Below are 22,896 nucleotides of genomic sequence, written 5' to 3'. Positions count from 1 at the left end.
ACAAAGGGGATTCCCTATGAACCACCGCACGATGATTGCGGCGGGCGGCATCGCTTGGCTTGTTGCCTCCCGTTTCGGTAACCGCATCTGCTTCGACGCGCCCGATGGCCGGGGCAGCGGCGGGACCAAGACCGCGGCCGAGTTGGCGGCGGAGGTGAAGGCGTCGTTCGACAAGGCGCTGGACGAGACCAAGAGCATCGCCGAAAAGGCACTCTCCGAAGCCAAGGAGAACGGCAAGGTCGCTTCCGCCACCAAGGAAAAGGCCGACGAAGCCCTGCTGAAGATGAACGGCATCAGCGAGCAGCTCGCCGAGCTGGAACAGCGGGTCGCCCGCGGCCAGCACGGCGGCAAGGACGATGCCCAGAAGTCGCTGGGCCAGCAGTTCGTGGACGACGACAAGGTCAAGTCCTTCATCAGTCAGGCCCAGCCGCGTGGCCGGGTCGATTTCCAGATGAAGGCGACGATCACGTCGGACACCTCCGACTCTGCCGGTGCTGCCGGCGATCTGGTCAGTCCGACCCGTCTGCAGGGCATCGTCGCTCCGCCGGATCGCCGCATGACGGTGCGCGACCTGATCACCCCCGGCCGGATGGACGGCAACGCTCTGGAGTACGTCAAGGAAACCGGCTTCACCAACAACGCCGCGACGGTCGCGGAGACGGCGAAGAAGCCGCAGTCCGACATCAAGTTCGATCTGGTCAGCACCACCGCGAAGGTGATCGCCCACTACGCCAAGGCCTCCCGCCAGATCCTTGACGACGTGTCGCAGCTCGCCTCCTACATCGACGGGCGTCTGCGCTACGGGCTGGCCTACAAGGAAGAGGCCCAGCTTCTGAACGGTGACGGCACCGGCCAGAACCTGCTGGGCATCGTGCCGCAGGCCTCCGCCTTCACCGCGCCGATCACGCTGACCGACCCGACCAGCATCGACGTGCTGCGTCTTGCCATGCTCCAGGCGGCACTGGCCGAACTGCCGGCCACCGGCCATGTCCTGAACCCCATCGACTGGGCCTGGATCGAGACCCTGAAGGACGGCGAAGGCCGCTACATCATCGGCAATCCGCAGGGCAACATCGCGCCGTCGCTGTGGGGCCTGCCGGTGGTGACCACCCAGGCGATGGCAGTCGACAAGTATCTGACCGGTGCCTTCCGCATGGGTGCGCAGGTCTTCGACCGCTGGCTTGCCCGCGTGGAAATCGCCACCGAGAACGAAGACGATTTCGTCAAGAACCTGATCACCATGCTCTGCGAAGAGCGCCTGGCACTGGCCGTCTACCGGCCGGAGGCCTTCATCTACGGCGACTTCGGCCGCGTGGCCTGATGACCGATGGGGCGGCTGCTGGAGCCGCCCCGTCTTCCTTCCGGAGACGAGCCATGGCCGAACTGAGAACCTATCGGGTGAACCGTCCCTTGGACGGTGACCGCTCCTATGCGGCCGGCGAGCTGCGCCAGATGCTGCCCACCGATGCGACCGAGCTGCTGCGCCTGGGCGTGCTGGAGCCGGTGCTGGACAAGGCCGAACCGGCTCCGGCCAACAAGGGCGGCCGTGCCGTCCGGGCGAAGGGCTGACCCCATGGCCGTTGTGACCCTGGACGAGGCCAAGGGGCATCTGCGCGTCGACGGCGCCGAAGAGGATGCGGACATCACGCTGAAGCTGGCAGCGGCTGAGGATGCCGCCGCACAGTTCCTCAACCGCCCGCTGCCCTGGGTCGATGCCGCCGGCACCGAAGTGCCGGTGCCGGCATCGGTGAAGGCGGCCATCCTGCTGGTGCTGGGTGACCTCTACAGCAACCGGGAAGGTGGCGTGTTCGGCACCATCCACGCGGTGAACCCCACGGTCGAGCGCCTGCTCTGGCCGCATCGCCGGCTGTCCCTCTGATGAGCGGGCGCAAGACCGGTGCCGGCGACCTCGACCAGCGCATCCGCATCGAGACCAAGAGCCGCGTCGCGGATGGCGGCGGCGGTGCCGTCGAAGCCTGGGTGGAGGTGGCGACCGTCTGGGCGCAGGTCTGGCCGGTGTCGGGGCAGGAACGCGCCGATGCGCAGCAGCTCCAGGCCGCCACCATGATGCGCTTCAAGCTGCGCCACCGCCGCGACCTGAGCGAAGGCATGCGGATCGTCTGGAACGGGCGGGCGCACAACGTCCGCTTCATCGCCGATGCCGGGGCGCGCTCTGGCTTCCTCACCATCGACGCCGAAGCGGGGGTCGCGATCTGATGGCTAGAAAGACCGCCGTGTCGGGTGGCCGGGCGCTCCGCGCCGCGTTGCGCAAGCTGCCGATCGACATCAAGGACGGCGTCACCCAGGCCATTGCCCAGGCCGGCGCCGCGATCTTCACCGATGCCCAGGCCGCCGCTCCCGGTCCGGAGCACCCCTATGCCACGGGCGAGCTGAAGCGGAAGCTGCGGCTCATGATCAGCCGGAACGGCCTTCAGGCCCGCGTCGGGTCCTGGGGCAAGCGCCGCGCCCGGCACATCCATCTGGTGGAGTTCGGCGCGGCCCCGCACGACATCCGGATGCCGGACGGCGGGGTGATCCACCATCCCGGTGCCCCGGCCCAGCCCTTCCTGTTCCCGGCCTACCGCCGGCACCGGGCGCACAGCGTCAAGCTGATCCGCGCCGCGGTGAATGAGGCTCTGTCGCGTGCCGCCGCCCGCCAAGGGGGCAAGCCGTGAGCGCCGCATCCTGGCCGCTCCAGAAGGCCCTGTTCGCCGCGCTGACGGCGGCGCTGGGCGATGCCGTGCCGGTGCTGGACGACGTGCCCCAGGGGCAGGCCTTCCCCTATGTCGTGATCGGTGAAGACACCGTCACCGACTGGCCGATGCTGGGCGATGACGAGGCCGAAGAGATCGACACCGTCATCCACGTCTGGAGCCGCTATGCCGGCAAGTGTGAGGTGAAGGAGCTGATGGGCACCATCAAGGCGGCGCTGCACCAGCAGCCGCTCCCGGTCGACGGACCGCAACTGGTGACCCTGCGCTTCGCCTTCGAAGCCGTCTTCTTGGAGCCGGACGGGCTGACCCGTCACGGCGTGATCCGCTTCCGCGCTCTGCTTCAGAGCGCCTGACCGTCTTCGGCATTGCCGGAGCTTCCGGGCCGCCCATGGGGCGGCTCTTTTTCTGAGGAGAACCCCCATGGGTGCGATTTCCACCGCCAAGATGAAAGTCTTCATCGAAGCCGGCACCGCCGCCGACACGCTGGCTGAGTTCGATGCGCTGACCTGGGTGCGCGTCGGCAACCTGCTGGATGTCGGCGAGTTCGGCGCGCAGTACCAGGAGGTGACCTACACCACCATCGACGATGGCATCGTCCACCGCCTGAAGGGCGCTCTGGACAACGGCACCTTCTCCATCACCGTCGCCCGCAACCCGGAAGACGAAGGTCAGGGTGACGTGCTGGTCGGTCTCGACAGCTACGAGAACGTGAACATCAAGGTCGAGATGAACGACAAGCCGGCCGGTGCCGGTGCCAAGCCGACCCGCTTCTGCTTCCCGGCGAAAATCTTCTCCTACAAGAACCAGTTCGGCGACGCCAATCAGGTCACGAAGGCCGTGATCAACGTCGGCATCGACGGCTTCATCATCGAAGGCGCCCGCGGGGTCGCCTGACGGCACACCGCCGGCCGGGGCTGCGCTCCGCTGGTGGTTCAGAGGGCCGGTGGCGAGTCAGGGCGCCATCGGCCTTTTTCATCCGCCCTGACACTCTTCCCCCTGACCAAGAGGAAATCCGACCATGTCCAAGCTGAACTCCGGCAACGTCACCATCACCCTCGACGGCGAAAAGGTCGTGCTGAAGCCGACGCCGCGCGCCGCGATGGCGATCAGCAACCACTTCACCGGCCTTCAGGGGGCGGTGCCGCGCGTCGCCGGCCATGACATCGCCGCCGCCTCCTTCATCATCGCGGCCGGTGCCGGCATCAAGGGCGAGGCCGCCAAGGGGCTGAACGACAAGGTCTTCACCGCCGGCATCAGCGATCTGGCCGCCCCCCTGATCGAGTTCATCGTCATCCTGATGAACGGCGGCAAGCGGCCGGACGACATGCCGTCCACTGAGGACAGCGAGGAAGACGAGGGAAACGGCGAGGCCTGACCCTCGACGAATATCTGGATCAACTCTTCAAGTACGCGACGGGCTGGCTCGGATGGACGCCGGATGTCTTCTGGGGCACTCCCATCCCCCAGATCGAGCTGGCCCTGGATGGTCGCGTCGACTTTCTGAAGAAAACCAACCCTTGGGGCGCGGCGAAAGAGGAAACGCCTGCCGCCGCCTCCGAGGAAGAAGCCGCCGACCGGCTGATCGCAATCCTCCGGAGCAGTCCACGCTACCGGAAGCCGACAGCCTGAGTCCGACCCGCAGGGCGCCCGGTCATGCCGTGGCGCCCTTCCTCCATCCGGAATCCATCCATGGCTGAACTCGAAGGCCTTTCCGTCTCTCTGACCGCCGATACCGGCGGGCTGGACCGCGGCATGCGGTCGGCGGAGCAGTCGGTTGCCCGCGCCGAACGGGCGCTGACGGCTTCCGCCGGCCGGATGGATCAGGCGATGGTGCAGGTCAACCGCTCCGCCGCCCAGGTGACGCAGCGGCTCACCCAGTTCGCCGCGGTGATCGGGGTCGGCGGCATCGCTGCCATGGCGGCCAAGACCCTCACTTATGCCGAAGCCTGGACCCAGGTCGGCAACCGCCTGCGGCTGGTGTCGCAGGACGCCGCCCAGATGAAGGCGACGCAGGAACAGCTCTTCCAGGCCGCCCAAAAGGCGGGCGTGTCGATGGCTTCCGTGGTGGACGTCTACAGCCGCGCCTCCCAGGCGGCGGGCGAGCTGGGCGCCTCCCAGGAACAACTGACCCGCTTCTCCGGCGGCGTTGCCCAGGCGCTCGCCGTTTCCGCCACCAGTGCCGATGCGGCCGCAGGGGCGATGCAGCAGCTCGGGCAGTTGCTCGGCTCCGCCCGCGTCCAGGCGGAGGAATTCAACTCCATCCTCGACGGTGCCCCGCGGGTGGCGAAGGCGGTCGCCGATGGACTGACTGAAGCGGGCGGCTCCGTCTCGCGGCTGAAGCAGCTCATCAACGACGGCAAGGTCAGCAACAAGCAGTTCTTCGACGCCTTCCTTGGGCAGGTTCCGAAGATCCAGGCGGAGTTCGACAAGACGGTTCCGACCATCAGCCGGTCGCTCGCCATTCTCGACAACGCCATGGGCAAGCTGATCGGGGAGGCGAACGAGGCGGCCGGGGCCACCACGGCCCTGGCCCGCGGCATCCAGGCGCTGGGCGAGAACCTGAATGCCGTCGCCACCGGGGTGACGGCGGTCGGCACGGCCATGGCGTCGGTCTACGTGGCGCGCGGGCTGGTGCCGGCGGTCGCTGCCGGGCTGGAGTTCGCCAAGGCGCAGATTGCGCTACGCGGCGAGCTGGTGCGGAACACCGGCCACATCCTGCAGAAGGAGGCGGCGCTTCGGGCCGGGGCTGCCGCCGCCGCCCAGGCCGCTGCCGCCGATCTGGCCGCTGCTGAAGCGGCTGCGGTCAAGGCCCGATCCGATCTGGCCGCCCGTGCCGCCCAGTATGAAGCCGCGGTGGCGCTGGATGCCGCCATCGGGAAAACCGCCCGCCTTGTCCAGGCGGAAGAGGCTTTGGCGGCGGCCCGTCTCGCCCGTGCCGCTGCCGACGAACGGGTCGCCCAGGCATCCATTGCCGTCAACATGGCGTCGCAGGCGCAGGCTTCCGCCGTCGCCCGCACCACCGCCGCCGCGACCCTGCTGTCGCGAGCCGGGGCCGGGCTGTCGTCCGTCATGGGGCTGGTCGGTGGCCCCTGGGGTGCCGCCTTCCTGGCGGCCGGTGCCGCCGTCTATTACCTCTCCACCCGCACCACGGAAGCCGACAAGGCGCAGGAAGCTTACAACCGCACCCTCTCCGATGGCCGGCAGCGGGTGCAGGAACTGACCTCCGCCACCCGTGAACAGGCGAACGCCCTGCTGGAGAAGCAGCGCAACGAGGTGGCCGCCGCCCAGGATGCGGCGGCGGCGGCGCAGGCGGAGCTGGCGGCACAGGAAGCACTGTACAAGCGGACCGGCAACGTCCGTGCCGATGGCACCCCCAACCAGACCGGGGTGATGCGCCAACTGATCGAGGTGGCGGACACCACCCGCAAGCGGGCGCAGGCGGCAGCGGCGGCGCTGGACGCCATGAACTCCGTGGGTCAGAAGACCGGCGACGCGGTCGGGCTGGAGATGGCCGGCAAGCTGTCCCGCGGCACCGCCGCCTTCAACGCACTGAACACCGCAACGGGCGATGCGCTGAAGCAGGCAGGGCTGACGGTCCAGTCCGGCCGGCTGATGACCAACGAGCAGGCCGAGACCGAAAAGGCGGTCACCGCGCTGGGACAGGCGCTGAAGGCAGGGTCCGGTTTCCTGCGCACGTATGGCACCGATGCCCAGCAGATCGGCGGCATCATGGCCGCGCTGAAGCTGAAGATCGATCCCGTCGCATCGGCCATCGCCGACATGAACCGCGAACTGGCCCAGGCCGGTGCGGCGGAAGGTGCCGCCCGCACGGCGCTGACCGTGCTTCAGGGCATCAACCAGCAGCGGGAGAAGGAAGGCAAGGCCCCGCTGACCACGGTCAGCCCGGAGTATCTGCAACTGCTGGGCAAGGCGCAGGAGGTGGAAACCAAGCGGGTGGAAGCCGCCACCGCCGCCCGCGCCAAGGTGCTCGACCTCGACAAGCAGATCGCGAGGGCGCAGACCGCCGGCAATGCTGCCGAAGCAGCCCGCTTGAAGCGTGACCGCGATGTCGAACAGATGGTCGCACGCGGTGTCGACCGGAAGGTCGCCGAAGCCAATGCCGCCCAGGATTACGCCGTCGCCATCACCGAAGCCGGTGCCGCCGCCGGGCAGGCCGCCAAGGAAATCCTGCTGGCCGCCGATGCCCAGATGGTCATGGCCCAGGCGGCAGGACTGGGCGAGGCGGCAACGCGACAGGCGACCTATGCCACCAAGCTGGCCCAGGAAGCTGCTAAGGGGAACGGCAACGTCGCCGCGGTCGCCGCCGCCAACCGCCGGGAAGAGGCGGCGGCCATCGTTCAGATCCGGAATGAGACGGTCAGGGCGCTGGAACTGGAGACGGCCAACACCAACGCGCTGACGCTTGCCATGGCGTCCGGCGGTGCGGCGGTGCGGGTGGCGCAGGAAGAGGAATACAAGCTCGCCCTGATCCGCAAGCTCGGCACCGACGCCACCGTCGCCGGCACGGCGGCCCAGAAGGCGCTGAACGATGCGATGGACGCCTACCGGAAGAACCGGGCGGCCAACGACAACAACCGGCTTCAGCAGGAACGCCAGAGCGCCAACGACAACCTTGCCCTTGCCCAGCGTGAGCTGGAGCTGATGGGGCAGGCGGAGCCGGTGCGCGAGCGGGCCATGACCACCCTGCGCAACCAGCAGGAAGCCACCCGCAAGGTGGCGGAACTGGGCGAGGATGGCGCGCGGCAGTGGCTGGCGTGGCAGGAACAGATCGCCGACAAGCGGGCGATGATCGACTATCTGAAGTCGGTCCAGGCCACAGCCAAGGAAATCTCCGGCGACATCTCGGAAGCGCTGTACGACCGGCTGATGGACCCAGGCAAGGCCACCAGCGTGGTGGACGTCTTCAAGTCCATCTTCAAACGCATCGCCATCGCCGCCCTGGAAGCCAACATCGTCCTGCCCATCGTCACCCAGGTCGTGGGCGCGATGCCGTCGCTGTTCGGCATCACCGCTCCGTCCGGGGCGACGGGCGCGGCCGGCACCGCCACCAGCAGCTTGACCGGCAGCCTGACCAACACCGCTGTGTCGAAGGCCGGCGGCTGGGCTATGGACAAGCTGGGGCTGACCGGCGGCATCACCAACGCCATCGACAAGTTCGGCTACTCGACCCTGGGAATCGGCACGATGGCCGGCACCCAGGGAACCATGATGACCACAACAGCCGGCGGGCTGGCTGCCGACATCGGCGTCATGCCGACGCTGGGCGGTGTCAGCAACGCGGCGGCGACCGGAAGCACCACGGTCGGCGGCATCACGGGCGGCCTCTCGGCCTACCTGAGTGCCGCCGGGGCCGGTGCCCTGGGCGGCGGTCTGGTCGGCGGCTGGCTCGGCACCAAGACCAACAGCAAGGTCGTGGGCGGGGCTGCTGGCGCTCTGGCCGGTGCCGGGGCGGGCTACCTCTCGACCGTCATCGGCTTGTCATCGCTGGGCGGGCCGGTGGGAGCGGCCATCGGTGCCGTGGTCGGTCTGATCATGGGCATGATCGGCACCCAGAAGGCCACGGTCGGCCCCACTGCATCGGCGGACATCACCATCACCGCCGGGGGCAAGAGCGCGACGGCGGGCAACTTCCAAGTCGACAACGACGGGAAGATCGAAGACGCCCAGAAGCTGGGCACCGCCTTCAGCACGATCTTCACCGCGGCGGCAGCCGGCGGCGGCACGCTGGCGAAAGAGTTCGGCATCGGCCAGACCGCAGCCAAGGGCCTCTATGTCAGCGGCTCTGTCCCCTACAAGGAATTCGGCACCGGCGACGACGCCCTGGGCAACCTGCTGCGCTACACCCTGCTGGAACAGGGCGGGCTGAAGAATGCCGGGCCAGCCGTCACCAAGGCGATCAGGAACACCAAGGCGGCCAGCTATGAGGACGCGGCCAAGGACATCGCGCTCGGCTCGTCCATCGACGCAGGTGTGACCGCGCTTGCTACCCTGGACAAGTCGCTGAACAGCTTCACGAAATCCGCCAAGGAGACCACGGCGGAAGCGATGAAGCCGATGCTGGACGAGTTCGAGCGGGCGAAGAAACTGGACCTTGGTGGGGCCTATGTCTCGCTCGCCACTGACCAGCTCAAGGCCTATCTGGATCAGCTTCGGAACCCGGTCGACTACACCCAGCGCGAACAGGAAATGGCGGCACTGACCGGCCAGTTCGCCGCGATTCGGGAGGCGGTGGCGCAGCTCAATCCGACGATGGCCGGCTATGTCGACCAGATCGAGGCGGAGACCCGCGCGCGGATCAAGACGCAGACCGCGCAGGAAGCCGCCGCCATGCTCAACGAAGCGATGGGGCGCGGCTATCTGAACCAGATCAAGGCGCTGGAAGATGCCCGCAACATCAACGCCCGCAACCTTGCCGCGGTGGGGCTGGACGTCTCGACGGCCGGCGACATCTTCAACGCCTCGCTGACCGGCCTGTTGCGGGGGCTGGACGCGTCGCAACTCGACGTGATCGCGGCCAGCTTCACCGGCAGCATCCGCGACTTGGCCGTGTCGATGCGCGCCACCAGCGCGGCAACGGTCCAGGCGGCGGCGGACCTGCAAGCCTACAAGGCCGATCTGAACAGCCGGATGTATGCCGCACTCGGCAACGACCGCGGTGCCGGCCTGATCGCGCTGGATCAGCAACAGGCGGCGGAGCTGGCGCAGGCTCGTGCCAATGGCTACGACGTCACGCAGCTCCGGCAGGTGCAGGCGGCGGAGCGTTCGGCCAAAGCCTTCCAGCTTGCCCAGGCCGATGTTCTGGCCGCCTACGATGCGCAGATCACCGCGCAACAGTCCCTGGTCGAGAGCCTTCAGACCAGCGCCCAGGCGATGCAGCAGTTCCGGCAGGCCTATGATGCGCTTGCCGTCAACGACAACAGCCCGCTGAACGCCCGCGACCGGCTGGCCGAAGCCCGCCGCCAGTTCGAAGCGGCCTACACCACGGCTAAGAGTGCATCCGCCAGCGAGGCGGAAAAGACAGCGGCAATCGCCACCCTGCAGCAACTCGGTCCGACGCTGGTGCAGTTGGCGAAGGGATTCTTTGGATCGACTGACACCACCGACTACAACCGGGTGCGGCAGGTCTTCGCCGAATTCGCCGGTCTTCAGGCAAGCGGCGTCGACACCGCTCAACGCCAACTCGACGCCGCCAACGCCACGCTGAAGGAGTTGCAGCGCCAGCGGGCTGAAGCCGCCAATCTGGGCCAGCGGCAGTATGGCGCGCTGACCGACCTGAACAGCATCATGAACCAGTCCTATCTGGTCTGGCAGGCGTCGCTGACGGCGTTGCAGGGGCTGACCGGTGCCAACTCCAGCACCGCGCCGACCACCAACGTCGACAGGACGATTGAGCAGAAGCGGGCGCGGCTGGAAGCCTTCACCAATGCCGACATCGAAGCCAAGTTCGGCGGCTTCAGCGACATCATCGCCGCTCGTGCGGCCAATCCTCTGTTCAATCTGGCGGAGTGGTTCCGGACCTTCGGCATAAACGAAGTGTTGTCCGGCACCCGCAGCATTCCCGGCTTCGCCAGCGGCACCGAGAGCGCACCGCCCGGCTTGGCCTGGGTGGGCGAGCATGGCCGGGAGCTGGTGCGGATGGCCGGCGGCGAGCGGGTCTATCCGCACGAAACCTCGCTGGCGATGGCGCGGCGCTTCCAAGCGGCGAATGACCGCTGGGGCGGCAACGTCACCGCCCTGCACGCGCCCAGCATCCCGCCCATCGTCATCAACACCGCCGGACTGGAGCAGCGCCTCGACCGGGCCGTCGCGGTGCTGGAGCGCATCCTTGACGCCATTGAAGACGGCGATGCCGACACGCTGGGCGAGCTGAAGAGCATCGGCAAGCAGCTTGGCCGCTCCGCCGCCCCGGTCGGTCAGCGCCGCGCCGTGAACGGGTGATCCCATGCCCTATCTGATGCGCGCGGAGCCGTACGACGCCAGCCTTGGCGCAGTGCGGCCCCTCTATTTCTCCGACATCGGCTTCACCAGCGAGCCGGCGGACAGCCCGTCCAACACCTACTTCGTCAGGCGGATCGAGACGCCGTTGCAGGTCCGACGGTCGCTGTTCGATGGCACTGCGGTCGGCGGCTATTCGGAAACCTCCTTCGGCAACGCGACGCTTGCCAATGACGACGGGGCGCTGGACTGGCTCGTCGATCTGGACTGGGACGGCCGGCTGGTCGAGATCCTGTACACGCCGAAAGAACGTCCCACGCTGGCAGATTTCAGCGTGCTGTTCAGCGGTGCGGCCGAACAGCTCGTGCTGGGCGATGAGATCGAAATCCAGCTCCGCGACCTGCTGGTGCTGCTGGATGTACCGGCAAGCCGGGGGCAGTTCGGCGGAACCGGCGGCATCGATGGCACCGCCGAGCTGAAGGGCCGGGACAAGCCCTGGCTGATCGGCCGGCGGCGGCAGATCGAACCGGTGCTGATCGACGCCAACAACAACGTCTACATGGTCGATCCGCTGGGCTACTCCGCTCTGCTGGCGGCGCGCGACATGGGCGTGTCCTACCCGGCATCGGTTGGCGATTACCCCTCCTATGACGCCCTGGTTGCCGCGTCGATCACGGGCACCAACGTGGCGACGTCCAAAGCGGCCGGGCTGATCCGGCTGGGCCAGAAGCCTGCCGGTCGCTTCACCGTCGACGCCGAAGGGGTGAAGGTCTCCGGTGCCTGGATTTACCGCTTCGCCGATCTGGTGCGCCATCTGGTTACCAGCATGACGACGGTGACCGGAGCCAGCCTGCTGGATGCCTCCTTCACCGCCTTCAACGCTCTTCAGCCGGCGGTGCTGGGCTACTGGTGCGACGGGTCCAGCGTGCCGAAGGTGCGCGACGTGGTCGACCAGCTCGCCGATTCGGTCGGGGCGTTCTGGGGCTTCGGTGAAGACCGCCTGCTGTCGCTGGGGCGCTACGATGGACCTGCCGGAACCGCCGACTATGAGTTTGACGCGCGGGACATCATCGACCTGACGCCGCGTTCGGTCGCCCGCCGGATGAAGGCGCTGAAGCTGGGCTACCGCCCTTTCGGTGTGACCTTCACCGCATCCGACCTGGATCAGGTCAACGTCACCGCCGCCGATGCCGAAGCCTTCCAGAACGAATACCGCTGGACCGCGGTGGCGACCGATGCTGCCGCTGCCGCCGCCTCGCTGCTGGCGACCGAGGACGAGGCCAAGACCCTGTTCGATGCTGAAGCCGACGCCGTCGCGGAGCGCAACCGCCGGCTGGGCCTCTATGCCGCCAAGCGCAAAGCCTTCGACGCCACGGTGCCGCTGATCCCCGGCCTGACGGTCGGGAATACGGTGGCGCTGACCGATTCCCGCTATGGGCTTGCTGCCGGATGGCACGGCCTGGTGCTCGAAAGTGAGCGGAACGCGGACGACGAAACCATGAAGCTGACGGTGCTGGGATGAAGCCTCTGCATGTGCTGTGGAAGAAGCCGACCGATTCCGGGGTCTATGCCGGTGGTTCATGGGTGGACACGGGTGGGCTGGCGCTGGGGAATCTCGTCACCCAGGACGTGATGGAGCTGGCCCGCTCCACCGACACGGCGGAGACCTCGACGTGGTGGCGGGTCGATTTCGGCCGGCTGGTGCCGCTGTCGATGTTCGCCATCCTCAACCACAACGGATCGCCCGCCGCCCGCCGCCGTCATGTCGTCACCAACGATCCGAACAACGCGGGATCGCCGGTCTACGACACCGGCTTCGAACGCATGTCGACCCCAACCGAGGTGTGGGGACAGCAGCCCTTCGGAGCGTTCCCCTTCGATGGCGTCGACACCACGGCCTATCCGGGCGGCACGGTCGATCTGCATGTCGCGCCATCCACCGTCTATGGCCGGTATCTTTTCACTTTTCTGTCCGACCCGTCGAACCCTGCCCCCTACCTGCAGGCGGGCCGCCTGATGGCGGGAGAGGCCTGGACGCAGAAGATGGCGTTCGGGGTGAAGATCAGGCCGGTCGACCCGAGCGAGACCCGCCGGACCCGCGGCGGTCGGCGGCTGGTGCGGAAACTGCCCGGCTACCGTGAGGTGTCGATCACCTTCGAGCACATGACCGAAGCCGACGCCTACAGCACCGGCTTCGAGATCGAGCGGCAGTTGGGGAAGAGCGGCGACTTCCTGCTGGTCTACGACCCGGACGATTCCCCTGCCGTGCGCTTCCGCCGGACCGTCTACGCCGCCCTGACCGAGACCACCGGCATCACCACCACGACCGCCACCATGCCCCGCCGCTATGGCTGGGGCATCACCGCTGAGGAACTGATCTGATGGCGACCTTCAACGGGATTTCCTACACCTTCGCCAGCTTCGCGCCGTATGCCTATGCCGCCATCTGGGACAAGTTTTGGGAAGACGTACTGGCGGAGATGGACATCCGCGCAGGTGGAATGGGCGGTGCGGTGCCGGCATTCCTGACCGGGTGGGACGCGGGCACGGCCGATGCCAACCCTGGCGGCGGGAAACTCCGGAGCAATGCAGCAACGCTCGCCGCCACGACACAGCTCTTCATTGCCAATTCCGATGCGCTGGGTAGCGACGTGTCGGCGGTGGTTGGGCTGTTCGACGACAGCACATCCACCACGGTCAAGGGACTGCTGCGCATTTGCCATCGCTCCAACCCGGCGAAGTGGGCGCTGTTCGCGGTGACGGGAGCGGTGACCGCGGCGACCGGCTACAGCAAGGTGCCGGTCAGCTACATCGCCAGCCCCGGCGGCTTTGCTGCAGGTGATCCATTGGCGCTGGGCTTCGTCCGGACTGGCGATAAGGGCGACTCTGGCTCTGGCGTCACCGCGGCCACCCCCAACACCCTGGCGCAACGCGACGCCGCCGGGGCCGTCTCCGTGACTGGGCTAAAGGCGCCCGGTGGTGCCAGTGATAGCCTTGCGGTCACGGCTGGTGTCACTGAGCAAATTAGCGATGCAAACTGGAACTACGCGCAAAGCAATCTGCGTCGGCGTGTTTCGAACGCTGCCTCTGTCAAGATGCAATCAATCTTGCTCGGCGGCGACAACATCGCAGACACGACGATGGGGGCCTATTGGGCGTCCTGGCTTGTGTGTTCTTCCCCGCCGGCTTCCGGATCGACATCCGCAATCGTGAACAAGCTTGTCTTGGCCGGTCCCGGTGACTTGGATTTGCGTCCGTCTACCGGACGGCTGCTGCTGAATGGCGTAAGTCTCGCCTCGCTCATTTCGTCCACCACATTCAATGCGGCCGACAAAAGCCCGAATGTCTCGCTGGCCAGCGGCAACAAGCAGGCGACGGGCAGCGGTATCGGCGTCGTCCGCGGTACGCCCGCAATCCCGGCCGGGAAGTGGGTGGTCGGCTTCCGGGTGGACACTCTGAGCAGCGCCGGGGGCGCGGGTATCGCCAAGAGCACAGCAACCCTGTCTCAATATCTTGGGCAGGATGCCAGTGGGTGGGCGTACGATACCTTCGGCAGTAAAGTAAATGGTGGATCGGCAACTGCAATGGGGGCGTCTCTTGCGGTCGGAGATGTGCTGTACGTCTATCTGAACACTGCCACCGGCAAGATTTGGTTTGCCAAAAATGGCGTGGTGCAGGCGTCCGGCGACCCTGCCGCAGATACCAACCCTGCGTTCAGCGGCCTGAGCGGGTCGCTGTATGTGGCATGCGGCCCCGGCAGCGGCACGACCATGACCCTGCTGACCTCCGCTGCCGAACTGCCGTATCCGATCGTGAGCGGCTTCTCCCCGCTGCCTTGATACCCGACAGGTGATCTATGGAAATCTTCGAAGTAATGGAGCGTGCATTCGACGCGCGCTTCGAGCGCCCGGCGCTCACTTTTACAGAAACCGAAGACCAGGAGCTTGGCCGCATCGTCCGAGTGCGGGGGGTGGAGCCGATCCCGCTGGATGAGGTGAAGGACGCAGCAAAAGCCGCTGTGACCGATCTGCGGTGGCGCAAGGAGACTGCCGGCATTGCAATCGGCGGCGTGCCAGTCGCGACCGACGACCGGTCCAAGACTCTGATCCTGGGCAAGCGCGCCAGGGCCAGAGAAAACCCGGACATGACCTTCCGATGGAAGACGGCGGGTGGCACCTGGGTGGAACTGACTGGCACCCAGATCATCGCCATCGCCGATGCCGTCGCCGATCACGTCCAAGCCTGTTTCGACCGGGAAGGCGAGTTGCACGACACCATCGACGCCGCCGAAACAGTGGAAGTCGTGCTGTCGGTGGACATCACCGCCGGCTGGCCTGACCGCCGCGACAACACTCCAAACTGAGACCACACAGGCGCCCCCGAGGCGCTTTTTTCATGCGCGGAGGGCATTGTGACCATTCTTCGGGCTATTACCTACGCCGGCTCCGTGCTGGTGACCTGCGGTGCTGCCGTGGCGGCCACCGACCCGCCTCCCATCGATCAGTTAGCCGGGCAGCTTGACCGCTTCCTTGACCTGCTGGAGCGCGGTGGCGCTGCCGTGGTGGCGCTGGAGCTGGTGCTGGGCGTCGCCTTCCTTGCCGCGTTGGCAGCGGTGGTGCTTGTCCTCGTCACCGTGGTCCAGGCGCTGCCGCGGGCCGCCCGACCACTGGCCGATGCCTACGCCACCGTGCGTGGGGGTGCTACTCGCCGGGAAGAGCGACTGCGTGAACAGAATGCCGCGCTCGCCCGCAAGGTGGAGCTGCTGGAAGCCCAGGTGGTGGGGCTGGAGCACCGCGACGAAGAGAAGAGCCGGATCATCTCCGCCCTGGTCGATCAACTCGGAGCCTTCGGCATCGACGTGGCCGCGCTCCGCGCCATGGCCCCGCGTCCCCTCCCCGAAGTCGAGGTGGACCATGCCTCCGCCGCCTGATGCCGCGCAGCAGCTCGCCGCGCGCGTGCTGGCGGAGTGCGGTGGGGATGAAGCCCTCGCCCGTCTCGCGCTCGCCCGCCTCGCTCTCGCCGCCAACAGCGGCATGTCCGCCGGCTTCCTCCGGCTTGGCCCTCCGTCCCCCCGTCACTAAAGGAGTTCGACCATGACCCAGTCTCCCACGCTCCCCACCATGACTGCGCGGGATGTGATCGCCCGCACCCTGTGGGGTGAAGCGCGCGGCGAAGGCCGCAACGGCATGGCCGCCGTCGCCTGCGTCATCCAGAACCGGGCACGCAATCCGCGCTGGTGGGGCAGCTCGCCCATCACCGTGTGCCTGAAGCCCTATCAGTTTTCCTGCTGGCTGGCGGACGATCCGAACCGGGGCAAACTGCTGGCAGTGACCGACCGTGATTCGAGCTATCGCGCGGCGCTGGAAATTGCAGACACCCTGCTGTCCGGCCGGCTGGCCGACGTCACCAACGGCGCTGACCACTACCACACCGCCGGAGTGTCGCCTGCATGGTCGAGCGGCAAGAAGCCGGTGGCCGTGATCGGCAACCATCGCTTCTTCCGGCTGGAGCTCAAGTAGTCCCTTTCAGCCCACACCGCTGATCCACCGTTCCGCCGCCGGCATCCCGCCGTGCGGCGTTTTTGATGCCCGAAGGAGGGGCACAACCGATGAAGTTTGCTTTCAATACCCAGCGCCTGAAGGAACCCGCCACCTATGCCGGTCTCGCCAGCATCCTGGGCGGTGTGAGCATGATCGCATCGTCCCCTTGGGTGACGGCGGCGGCCAGCGTTGCCGATGCCGCTGCCCAGGGGGCTTCGTCCGGTCAGGGCTGGCTGGGCATCGGCCTGTCCGTCCTGGGGGCGGTGGCGACGCTGGCGAAAGACCCGGCAAGCCCGCGTTGATAGCCTGAATATGGGAGCGGCCGGGCGGTCGCTCCCTTCATGCCAGTTGCGGAAAGAGAATATATGTGGAAAAACACAACCGCCCGTTCCGGCCTTGCGCCTGGGCCAGTCGGACGGCCGCGGAGAGTCAGCTCCGCGCCGGCTGGGTGATTGTCGTCCTCTGATACCGCCCACGTATGGGAAAGGGACCACCAGTGCTTAGGACGGGCATCGCTGCTGCGATGGAGTGATCCGGACACTCCGCCGCGGTCAGAACGCCGTCTGTTCCGACAGGTCCGGGCCGGGACCGTTGGTATGGTCAGGCATCGTCGTGATCTCCAATCACGGGCGAGGTCATTCTGCCGTGGTCGGGTACTTCCGGCCCGAAGGTGATCTGGTAGCCGGAGCGGCGCAGTTGGGCGACCCGATCGCGGGCTATGATCTGGCGCGTGGCGTCGTCGGCTCGTCGGTTGGTTAGTTTGCCAGAATGCTTCGACAGTACCACCGTGGCGCAGACGATCAGATGATCGTCTGGCACCGGCTGACCTTCGCGCGACCACGGAGATGAGCGCTTCGCTTGAGGTTCATCGGGCATTTCGTTCTCCATGCGTTCTCAACCGCATGGAACTGCAGTGACGATGCTGCGTCAACTGTTGTCGAATGGATTTCGAATTCGCTTCGAAATGTTCCGTCTAAGGCATTGATTTTAAATACAGAAAACCTAGTTGGCCATGTTGTCGAAATACAATATTCTGGACTGCACCTCGTTATGCGAGATACACAGCACTAGCTCAACCGGTTGATATGCGAGAAAACGATGGAAAAGACATTAAGTACAAAAGGCGATTACCGCATCAAAGAGATAAGAATTAGAGGCTTATGGGATGTAGTAGACAGACAGTTTACTGTCTCAGAAGATGTTAATTTTCTTATCGGCCCTAATGGAACTGGAAAGACGTCAGTACTTTCTATATTGTCTGGAGTTTTTATTGGGGACTACAATGCTATAAAAGATATTTGGTTTTCGTACTTTTCAGTAGAATTGCGATCTCCAACAACTCTATCTCCAGTATTCATTGTTGTTAGAAGAAAGTCTCAAGGGCAATATGGATACTTTCATAGCGCAACCATCTCTTTTCACGAAAATTCAGTAAAAACCAAGCCAGTCATTGTCGATACAATTCGGCCAGAGGGCGATAACACAGCTTTTTTCCTCGATTATGCTCTAAAAGCAAGCCCATCAATGAATAAAGCTGTGTCTCAGTTGACGCAAGTAACTTGGTTGTCTCTGATGCGCGCTCAAAGATCGCGCTCTCCTGAGCCTTATTCTGTGAGCATTGCAAACCCTATCGACCGCCATATTGAAGAGCTTGCAAATAGGTTTCGAGCTTACATGAATAGGCAAAAATCAAAAATGGAAGTGGCAAGGAAGGAGTTCGACAGAAACGTCTTTATTTCTCTTCTAACGATAAGAGACGGTTCAGAAGTTATTGAAAATTGCTTCAAGCCTGAGGTTGAAAATTACCAAGTCGAAATTGGAAGCCTATTTCATGAACTTGGTTATTTTAGCAAAGAGACATCTGCCGTTATAACTAACTTCTTTCATGCTCATAATAACTCTGTTAAAGCCATACGAGTCGCGAGAAGCCAACGCCAAGGATTCCAGATAAATGACTTCACAAACCTAACAGCGACAGCACAATTGCATGATATTATCAAGCATTGGAAGGAATACAGCAAAAAGGTTGATGACATAAGAACGCCCGAAAGAAAGCTGACAAAATTCCTTGATGATTTCAATGAGGGTAAGATCAGCGTTATTACCGACTCAGGCGATATCGTTCTCCTTAGAACGACGCATAGAGAAGGAAAGCCAATGCAGATAATAAACGCTAGTGAGCTTTCATCTGGTGAAAAGCAGCTATTTATTCTTCTTGTTGAGGCTCTTTTACAGGAAGAACGCCCAACGATATACATGGCGGACGAACCGGAGTTGAGCCTCCACGTGATGTGGCAAGAGAAGATTGTTGACGCACTTCGAGAACTTAATCCTAACTGTCAGCTTGTATTTGCCACTCACTCACCTGATATCGTTTCTCACTATCAAAACAAAGTTATCCACTTCGAGGGCGGAAATGAGCAATAGGCCATTATTTTCTAGAACCAGAAGTGGTCAGAATAATTATGCGATCTTTGCTCGCGTTTCATTGGTTATTTACTGCGAAGGTGGCAAAGGAATTGAGCCATCAAACCTTGCGAGTGGCGCTTCAAATGATAATGCGGAGGATCTAGTTTTTTGGGAGACTATGTTTCATAAGTTTGTTCCTGGTCGCACCTTTCACTTCAAACCAATAGGTGATTGCCAGAACGTTTCGGCAAAGGCAGAAGAGATAATAAACCAAAATCTAAGGAATACCATCGCGATACTTGATCGAGATTGGAATGATTATCGTAACGGGTTGAAGCAAGATGACCGTATCATATATACATTTGGATACGCCTGGGAAAATGACCTTGTTAAGCCTCTGCTTGTAGCTAAAACAGTGAGAGCTATCTGTCAGTGCTCAGCCAATGAGTACCCCAACCATTATCAAGAATTTAGTAAAACTCTTAATGAGTTCACGAGGCTTTCATGGGTTCTTCTTCACCTTCAACTCCAATCTGACGGCTGCAACTGCGGCATCTGCCCAACCGATCAAAATTTTGGAGGTGCAATATCAAAGTTTGACGATACTGGTATTATTGATAGAAAATCTATGATTAATCGCCTTAAAAGAAACAAGCATAAATATGTAAAGCGTAGACACATTCCTTCTCAGCTAGCGCTATCCACTCGCCTGTATCCAGGGCACTCTTTGATGGGTCTGGTAATAAAGTATGTATCACGCAAGGCTAAGTCATATGGAAGGAAAAGCATTTCGAATGACGAAATTATATCTCAAATACTATCAATTTTCTCAGAAAGGGAGGCTAAAGACCTGAGCCGAGAAGAGAGAAAATATTACGAAGACAGGATCGTACGTGCATTTACAGCTTCAGCATTTTGATAGAAAGGGAAACATCATAAAAGATGTCTTGTCGTAATGCTACAGGGATCAATGATAATAGTGCTACGTTTCACTTAGATGTTTGGGCTCATACCAAATGCCCTTCATCGCCGAAGTGCAACAAGATCGACAACAAAGCGATCCTACATGAGTGCCATACGTAGCTAACAGTCCACTGGTTGGAATGCTCCCTGATGGGAGCTTCATGGGTACCAATGGGCAGTTTTCTCCAAGTAAGCGCACCTAAGCGAATGATCAAGCTTAGGTGCGCTCCAACTGAAAATCCCCGTGTCGGCGGTTCGACTCCGTCCCTGGGCACCATCCTTCCTTCGAAGTTCAAGGTCTGGATGGTGTGCTTCGGTCAACCCAACTGACCGATATCTTCTTCCCCATCTCCTGTTTCTTCGGCTCCTTTAAGCCGACCCGGAATCAAACCATCCGATACGCCCGAGACCCGGCAGTTTCACTGCAAGGTCCAGCGGGTCGATGCCGATGGTCAGGCCCAGCAGGTTGATCTCCAACCCCTCCTCCAGCGCCAGCAGCAGGCCGGCGACGCCGAACAGGCTGATCTGCCAGCCGGTGCCGCTCGGCGCCCGGGCGAACAGGCCGCGGCCCAGATAATCCTTGCCCAGCGCGGTGGACGGCAGGTCGAGCCGCAGTTCCGGCACGGCGCGGGCGACCCAGGCGGCGAAGGTGTTGCTGTTGGGGCCGGGCCAGACCCGGTACTCGCCGGCAAAGGGGTAGCTGGCGGCGGCAGCGGCGATCTTGGGGATCGCGGCCTCGGCGGCGGCACCGCGCAGTTCCCCCAGCAGGGCGGGCTGGGCACCGAACCAGTGGCCGTCGGGATCACGGTTGCTGACGGCCACCACCGGCAGGCCGCGGTAGGCGCGCCAGCCGATCACCTCATAGACGGTGTAGCTGCGGGCGCCGGCCGGCTTCACGGCGAACCAGGGATGCACGCCGAAGGCGCCGCGCCAGGACAGCACGCGCGCGGCATAGACCTGTACCACTGCCTCCGGGGTCGTCGCCGCGTCGGGGGCGAGGCCCACCGGGCTGCGGTCGATGCGGTTCCAGTCGACGGCCGTCGGTACGGTTCCGGACGCGATGAGAAAAGCCGGCCCGGCGAGCAGCAGGACCAGCGTCAACAGAAATGCCAGCAGCACCTTCACGACCCTCACGCCCTGCCCCCGCGCGGATTCCACGCCCGTCTTCCATGTAGTCACCCGGACAACGGATTTCCGGTGACAGCGGAGAGACAGTGCAAGGAACGGGGCAAGGAATACGGCCGGTTCCGGCCGCAAGTCGGTCAGATGCTGTAGTCGCCCTGCTGCAGGCTCTGGTCCATGGTGAGCGCCGGGGCCGGCTCGTCGCGGCACCAGCCGACGACCTTGGCGGGCACGCCGGCCACGGTGGCGCAGCCGGGGACGTCCTTCAGCACGACGCTGCCGGCGCCGACCTTGGCGTGGGCGCCGATGGTGATGTTGCCCAGCACCTTGGCCCCGGCCGACAGCAGCACGCCGTCGCGGACCTTGGGGTGGCGGTCGCCATGCTCCTTGCCGGTGCCGCCCAGCGTGACGTTCTGCAGGATCGACACGTCATTGCCGATCACCGCGGTTTCGCCGATCACCACGCCGGTGCCATGGTCGATGAAGACGCCGCGCCCGACCGGAACCGCAGGGTGGATGTCGACGGCGAAGGCCTCCGACACGCGGCTCTGCAGGAAATGGGCGAGGTCGTGGCGCTGCCGCTTCCACAGCCAGTTGGCGACGCGGTGCCATTGCAGGGCGTGGAAGCCCTTGAAATAGAGGAAGGGCGTCAGGCAGCCGTCGGCGGCCGGGTCGCGCGCCAGGATGGCGGCGAGGTCGGCGGCGGCAGCATCGACGATGGCCGGGTCGGACTCCATGGCGTCGCGCACCACGGCGGCCAGCCGGTCCTCCGGCATGGCGCGATCGGCCAGCTTGCGCACCAGCAACGCCGCCAGCGCTGGCCCGAAGCCGTCGCGCGCCAGCACCGCGTCATACAGGAAGGGGGCGAGGCCGCTTTCCTCCTCCGCAACGCGAACGGCATCGGCGCGCAGGCGGCGCCACAGCGACTGTTCGACCGACTCCGCCGCTTCCCGCATCGTCACAGTCAGGCTATCCATCGGCAGGCTGTCCATCGCCATCACCCCTTCCCGCAGGGCGTGCCCGGCCGCCCCACCAAATCCGCAGGATGCTACTGTGGTGAGACCCCCCCGGTGCGGTCAAGGCCGTTGCCGTCAAGGCTGCCTCCCGCTGCGCCGTCGGCTTCGTTCCCGTCCTTGGCGTGCGCCCGCCGGAAGGCCTGCGGCGACCGCCCTTCGCGCTTGGCGAAGAAGCGGGAGAAATAGGCCGGGTCCTCGAAGCCCAGGGCATAGCCGATCTCCGCCATGCCGTGGCTGGTGTAGATCAGCGACCGCCGGGCCTCCAGCATCAGCCGGGTATGGACCAACTGCAGGGTCGACAGGCCGGTGACACGGCGGCAGGCGGCGTTCAGCCGGCCCGGCGTGACGCCCAGGGCAGCGGCATAGCGCTCCACCGGCCAATGCAGGCTGAACCGCTCGTCGATCATCGGCCGCAGCCGGGCGAGCAGCCGGACGTCGGGGGACTGCCCCTGCCCGTCGCGGGCCCCATCGTCGCGCCGGCCGGCCCTCAGCCGCGCCACGGCGACCAGCAGCAGCATCACATGGGCGGCAATCGCGCTGGCCCGGCCGACATGATGGGCGCGGAACTCCCGCCGGATGGCGGCGAAGGCATGGGACAGCGCCGCAGCCTCGTCCGATCCCTCGCCCAAATCCCAGGCCAGCGGCAGGGGCGGCGCGGCGCGCAGCTCCGCATCCGGCACGGCGGCCAGCACGCCGGCCAGGAAGCCTTCCGACATGGTCAGCACATGGCCGTCGGTGCCGGGATCAAAGCGGAACCCGTGCACCACCTGCGCCGGCACGACGATGAGGGCGGGCGCGCGGAAGGCGGTGTCCACCCCGTCGACAGTGAGCTGCCCGCCGCCGCCGGTGACCAGCAGCGCATGGCTCAGCCCGTCGTGGCGGTGGGGACGGACCTCCCAATTGTACAAGCGCATCCGTTCCGGGATCGTCTCGATATGGACGAAGCGCAGCTCCGGAACGGCCGGCGGCTCGCCATAGAGCCAATAGCGGGGAATGGGTTCGGCGCTGTGGGCATGCTGGGCGGACATCGCACGGGCTCCGGCGGCCTGACGATGAAAAGTACAAGCCTTTCACCGGTTCGTCTATGTCCTGCCATCCGCCTGCGGGAATAGCATGATCACGAATGATTGGTGCGCACAACAATCATCAAAAAAACGAGCCGAACCCGGTTTCCCG

Annotated in this window: 23 protein-coding genes; 19 read left to right on the top strand and 4 right to left on the bottom strand. The window is 64.4% G+C overall.

The window, feature by feature from the left end; all coding sequences use genetic code 11:
• The first annotated feature begins 16 nt into the window (after positions 1-16).
• From J2Y49_RS12630 to J2Y49_RS12550, 17 genes are all read left to right on the top strand, one after another.
• Positions 17-1,321, top strand: a complete 1,305-nt coding sequence (locus J2Y49_RS12630; RefSeq protein ID WP_310115190.1) for a phage major capsid protein — start codon at positions 17-19, stop codon at positions 1,319-1,321.
• A 53-nt stretch (positions 1,322-1,374) separates the two neighbouring features.
• A complete protein-coding gene (locus J2Y49_RS12625) occupies positions 1,375-1,569 on the top strand; it encodes a hypothetical protein (RefSeq protein WP_310115189.1) in 195 nt (64 codons plus the stop codon).
• 4 nt (positions 1,570-1,573) lie between these two features.
• Complete coding sequence (locus J2Y49_RS12620; RefSeq protein WP_310115188.1) at positions 1,574-1,879, top strand: head-tail connector protein; 306 nt, start codon at positions 1,574-1,576, stop codon at positions 1,877-1,879.
• Positions 1,879-2,217, top strand: coding sequence for a phage head closure protein (locus tag J2Y49_RS12615; RefSeq protein WP_310115187.1), 339 nt, complete (start codon positions 1,879-1,881; stop codon positions 2,215-2,217). The genes J2Y49_RS12620 and J2Y49_RS12615 overlap by 1 nt, the downstream gene beginning before the upstream one ends.
• Entirely contained in the window at positions 2,217-2,675 is a 459-nt protein-coding gene (locus J2Y49_RS12610) for a hypothetical protein (protein ID WP_310115186.1), read from the top strand. The genes J2Y49_RS12615 and J2Y49_RS12610 overlap by 1 nt, the downstream gene beginning before the upstream one ends.
• Positions 2,672-3,067 carry a DUF3168 domain-containing protein gene (locus tag J2Y49_RS12605; RefSeq protein WP_310115185.1) on the top strand — a complete coding sequence of 132 codons (396 nt, stop codon included), beginning with the start codon at positions 2,672-2,674 and terminating at the stop codon, positions 3,065-3,067. The genes J2Y49_RS12610 and J2Y49_RS12605 overlap by 4 nt, the downstream gene beginning before the upstream one ends.
• Before the next feature lie 67 nt (positions 3,068-3,134).
• Entirely contained in the window at positions 3,135-3,608 is a 474-nt protein-coding gene (locus tag J2Y49_RS12600; protein ID WP_310115184.1) for a hypothetical protein, read from the top strand.
• 124 nt (positions 3,609-3,732) lie between these two features.
• Positions 3,733-4,089 carry a hypothetical protein gene (locus J2Y49_RS12595; protein WP_310115183.1) on the top strand — a complete coding sequence of 119 codons (357 nt, stop codon included), beginning with the start codon at positions 3,733-3,735 and terminating at the stop codon, positions 4,087-4,089.
• A gap of 314 nt (positions 4,090-4,403) precedes the next feature.
• The gene (locus J2Y49_RS12590) at positions 4,404-10,673 is read left to right on the top strand and encodes a tape measure protein (protein WP_310115182.1); all 6,270 of its coding nucleotides are present in this window, start codon (positions 4,404-4,406) and stop codon (positions 10,671-10,673) included.
• Between the two features lie 4 nt (positions 10,674-10,677).
• The gene (locus J2Y49_RS12585) at positions 10,678-12,192 is read left to right on the top strand and encodes a hypothetical protein (protein WP_310115181.1); all 1,515 of its coding nucleotides are present in this window, start codon (positions 10,678-10,680) and stop codon (positions 12,190-12,192) included.
• Positions 12,189-13,052: a hypothetical protein gene (locus J2Y49_RS12580; protein ID WP_310115180.1), complete on the top strand. Its 864-nt coding sequence runs from the start codon at positions 12,189-12,191 to the stop codon at positions 13,050-13,052. The genes J2Y49_RS12585 and J2Y49_RS12580 overlap by 4 nt, the downstream gene beginning before the upstream one ends.
• On the top strand, positions 13,052-14,509 hold the full coding sequence (locus J2Y49_RS12575; RefSeq protein WP_310115179.1) for an SPRY domain-containing protein: 1,458 nt from the start codon (positions 13,052-13,054) through the stop codon (positions 14,507-14,509). Before J2Y49_RS12580 ends, J2Y49_RS12575 begins: the two co-directional genes overlap by 1 nt.
• Positions 14,510-14,526: 17 nt before the next feature.
• Positions 14,527-15,033 carry a DUF4376 domain-containing protein gene (locus J2Y49_RS12570; RefSeq protein ID WP_310115178.1) on the top strand — a complete coding sequence of 169 codons (507 nt, stop codon included), beginning with the start codon at positions 14,527-14,529 and terminating at the stop codon, positions 15,031-15,033.
• 90 nt (positions 15,034-15,123) lie between these two features.
• The gene (locus J2Y49_RS12565; RefSeq protein WP_310115177.1) at positions 15,124-15,600 is read left to right on the top strand and encodes a hypothetical protein; all 477 of its coding nucleotides are present in this window, start codon (positions 15,124-15,126) and stop codon (positions 15,598-15,600) included.
• Complete coding sequence (locus tag J2Y49_RS12560) at positions 15,584-15,751, top strand: hypothetical protein (RefSeq protein WP_310115176.1); 168 nt, start codon at positions 15,584-15,586, stop codon at positions 15,749-15,751. Before J2Y49_RS12565 ends, J2Y49_RS12560 begins: the two co-directional genes overlap by 17 nt.
• Before the next feature lie 12 nt (positions 15,752-15,763).
• The gene (locus tag J2Y49_RS12555; protein ID WP_310115175.1) at positions 15,764-16,189 is read left to right on the top strand and encodes a cell wall hydrolase; all 426 of its coding nucleotides are present in this window, start codon (positions 15,764-15,766) and stop codon (positions 16,187-16,189) included.
• An 89-nt stretch (positions 16,190-16,278) separates the two neighbouring features.
• Entirely contained in the window at positions 16,279-16,512 is a 234-nt protein-coding gene (locus tag J2Y49_RS12550; RefSeq protein ID WP_310115174.1) for a hypothetical protein, read from the top strand.
• Positions 16,513-16,810: 298 nt separating this feature from the next.
• On the opposite strand, the gene J2Y49_RS12545 is transcribed toward J2Y49_RS12550, so the two are convergent.
• On the bottom strand, positions 16,811-17,098 hold the full coding sequence (locus tag J2Y49_RS12545) for a hypothetical protein (protein WP_310115173.1): 288 nt from the start codon (positions 17,096-17,098) through the stop codon (positions 16,811-16,813).
• Between the two features lie 210 nt (positions 17,099-17,308).
• On the opposite strand from J2Y49_RS12545, the gene J2Y49_RS12540 reads away from it, so the two are divergent.
• Positions 17,309-18,637: an AAA family ATPase gene (locus J2Y49_RS12540; protein WP_310115172.1), complete on the top strand. Its 1,329-nt coding sequence runs from the start codon at positions 17,309-17,311 to the stop codon at positions 18,635-18,637.
• On the top strand, positions 18,627-19,538 hold the full coding sequence (locus tag J2Y49_RS12535) for a DUF4435 domain-containing protein (RefSeq protein WP_310115171.1): 912 nt from the start codon (positions 18,627-18,629) through the stop codon (positions 19,536-19,538). Before J2Y49_RS12540 ends, J2Y49_RS12535 begins: the two co-directional genes overlap by 11 nt.
• 413 nt (positions 19,539-19,951) lie before the next feature.
• Here the strand turns inward: J2Y49_RS12535 and J2Y49_RS12530 are convergent, their stop codons facing one another.
• The 3 genes from J2Y49_RS12530 to J2Y49_RS12520 all read right to left on the bottom strand — a co-directional run bounded on the left by J2Y49_RS12530 (position 19,952) and on the right by J2Y49_RS12520 (position 22,748).
• Positions 19,952-20,740, bottom strand: coding sequence for a DUF3750 domain-containing protein (locus J2Y49_RS12530; RefSeq protein ID WP_310115170.1), 789 nt, complete (start codon positions 20,738-20,740; stop codon positions 19,952-19,954).
• A 104-nt stretch (positions 20,741-20,844) separates the two neighbouring features.
• Complete coding sequence (gene cysE / locus J2Y49_RS12525; RefSeq protein WP_310115521.1) at positions 20,845-21,660, bottom strand: serine O-acetyltransferase; 816 nt, start codon at positions 21,658-21,660, stop codon at positions 20,845-20,847.
• Between the two features lie 92 nt (positions 21,661-21,752).
• Positions 21,753-22,748, bottom strand: coding sequence for a helix-turn-helix domain-containing protein (locus J2Y49_RS12520; RefSeq protein WP_310115169.1), 996 nt, complete (start codon positions 22,746-22,748; stop codon positions 21,753-21,755).
• Between the last annotated feature and the right edge of the window lie 148 nt (positions 22,749-22,896).

The organism is Azospirillum sp. BE72 (assembly GCF_031455875.1).
In the GTDB taxonomy this organism is placed as follows: Bacteria; Pseudomonadota; Alphaproteobacteria; order Azospirillales; family Azospirillaceae; genus Azospirillum.
This window is presented reverse-complemented; position numbering and strand designations above follow the sequence as displayed.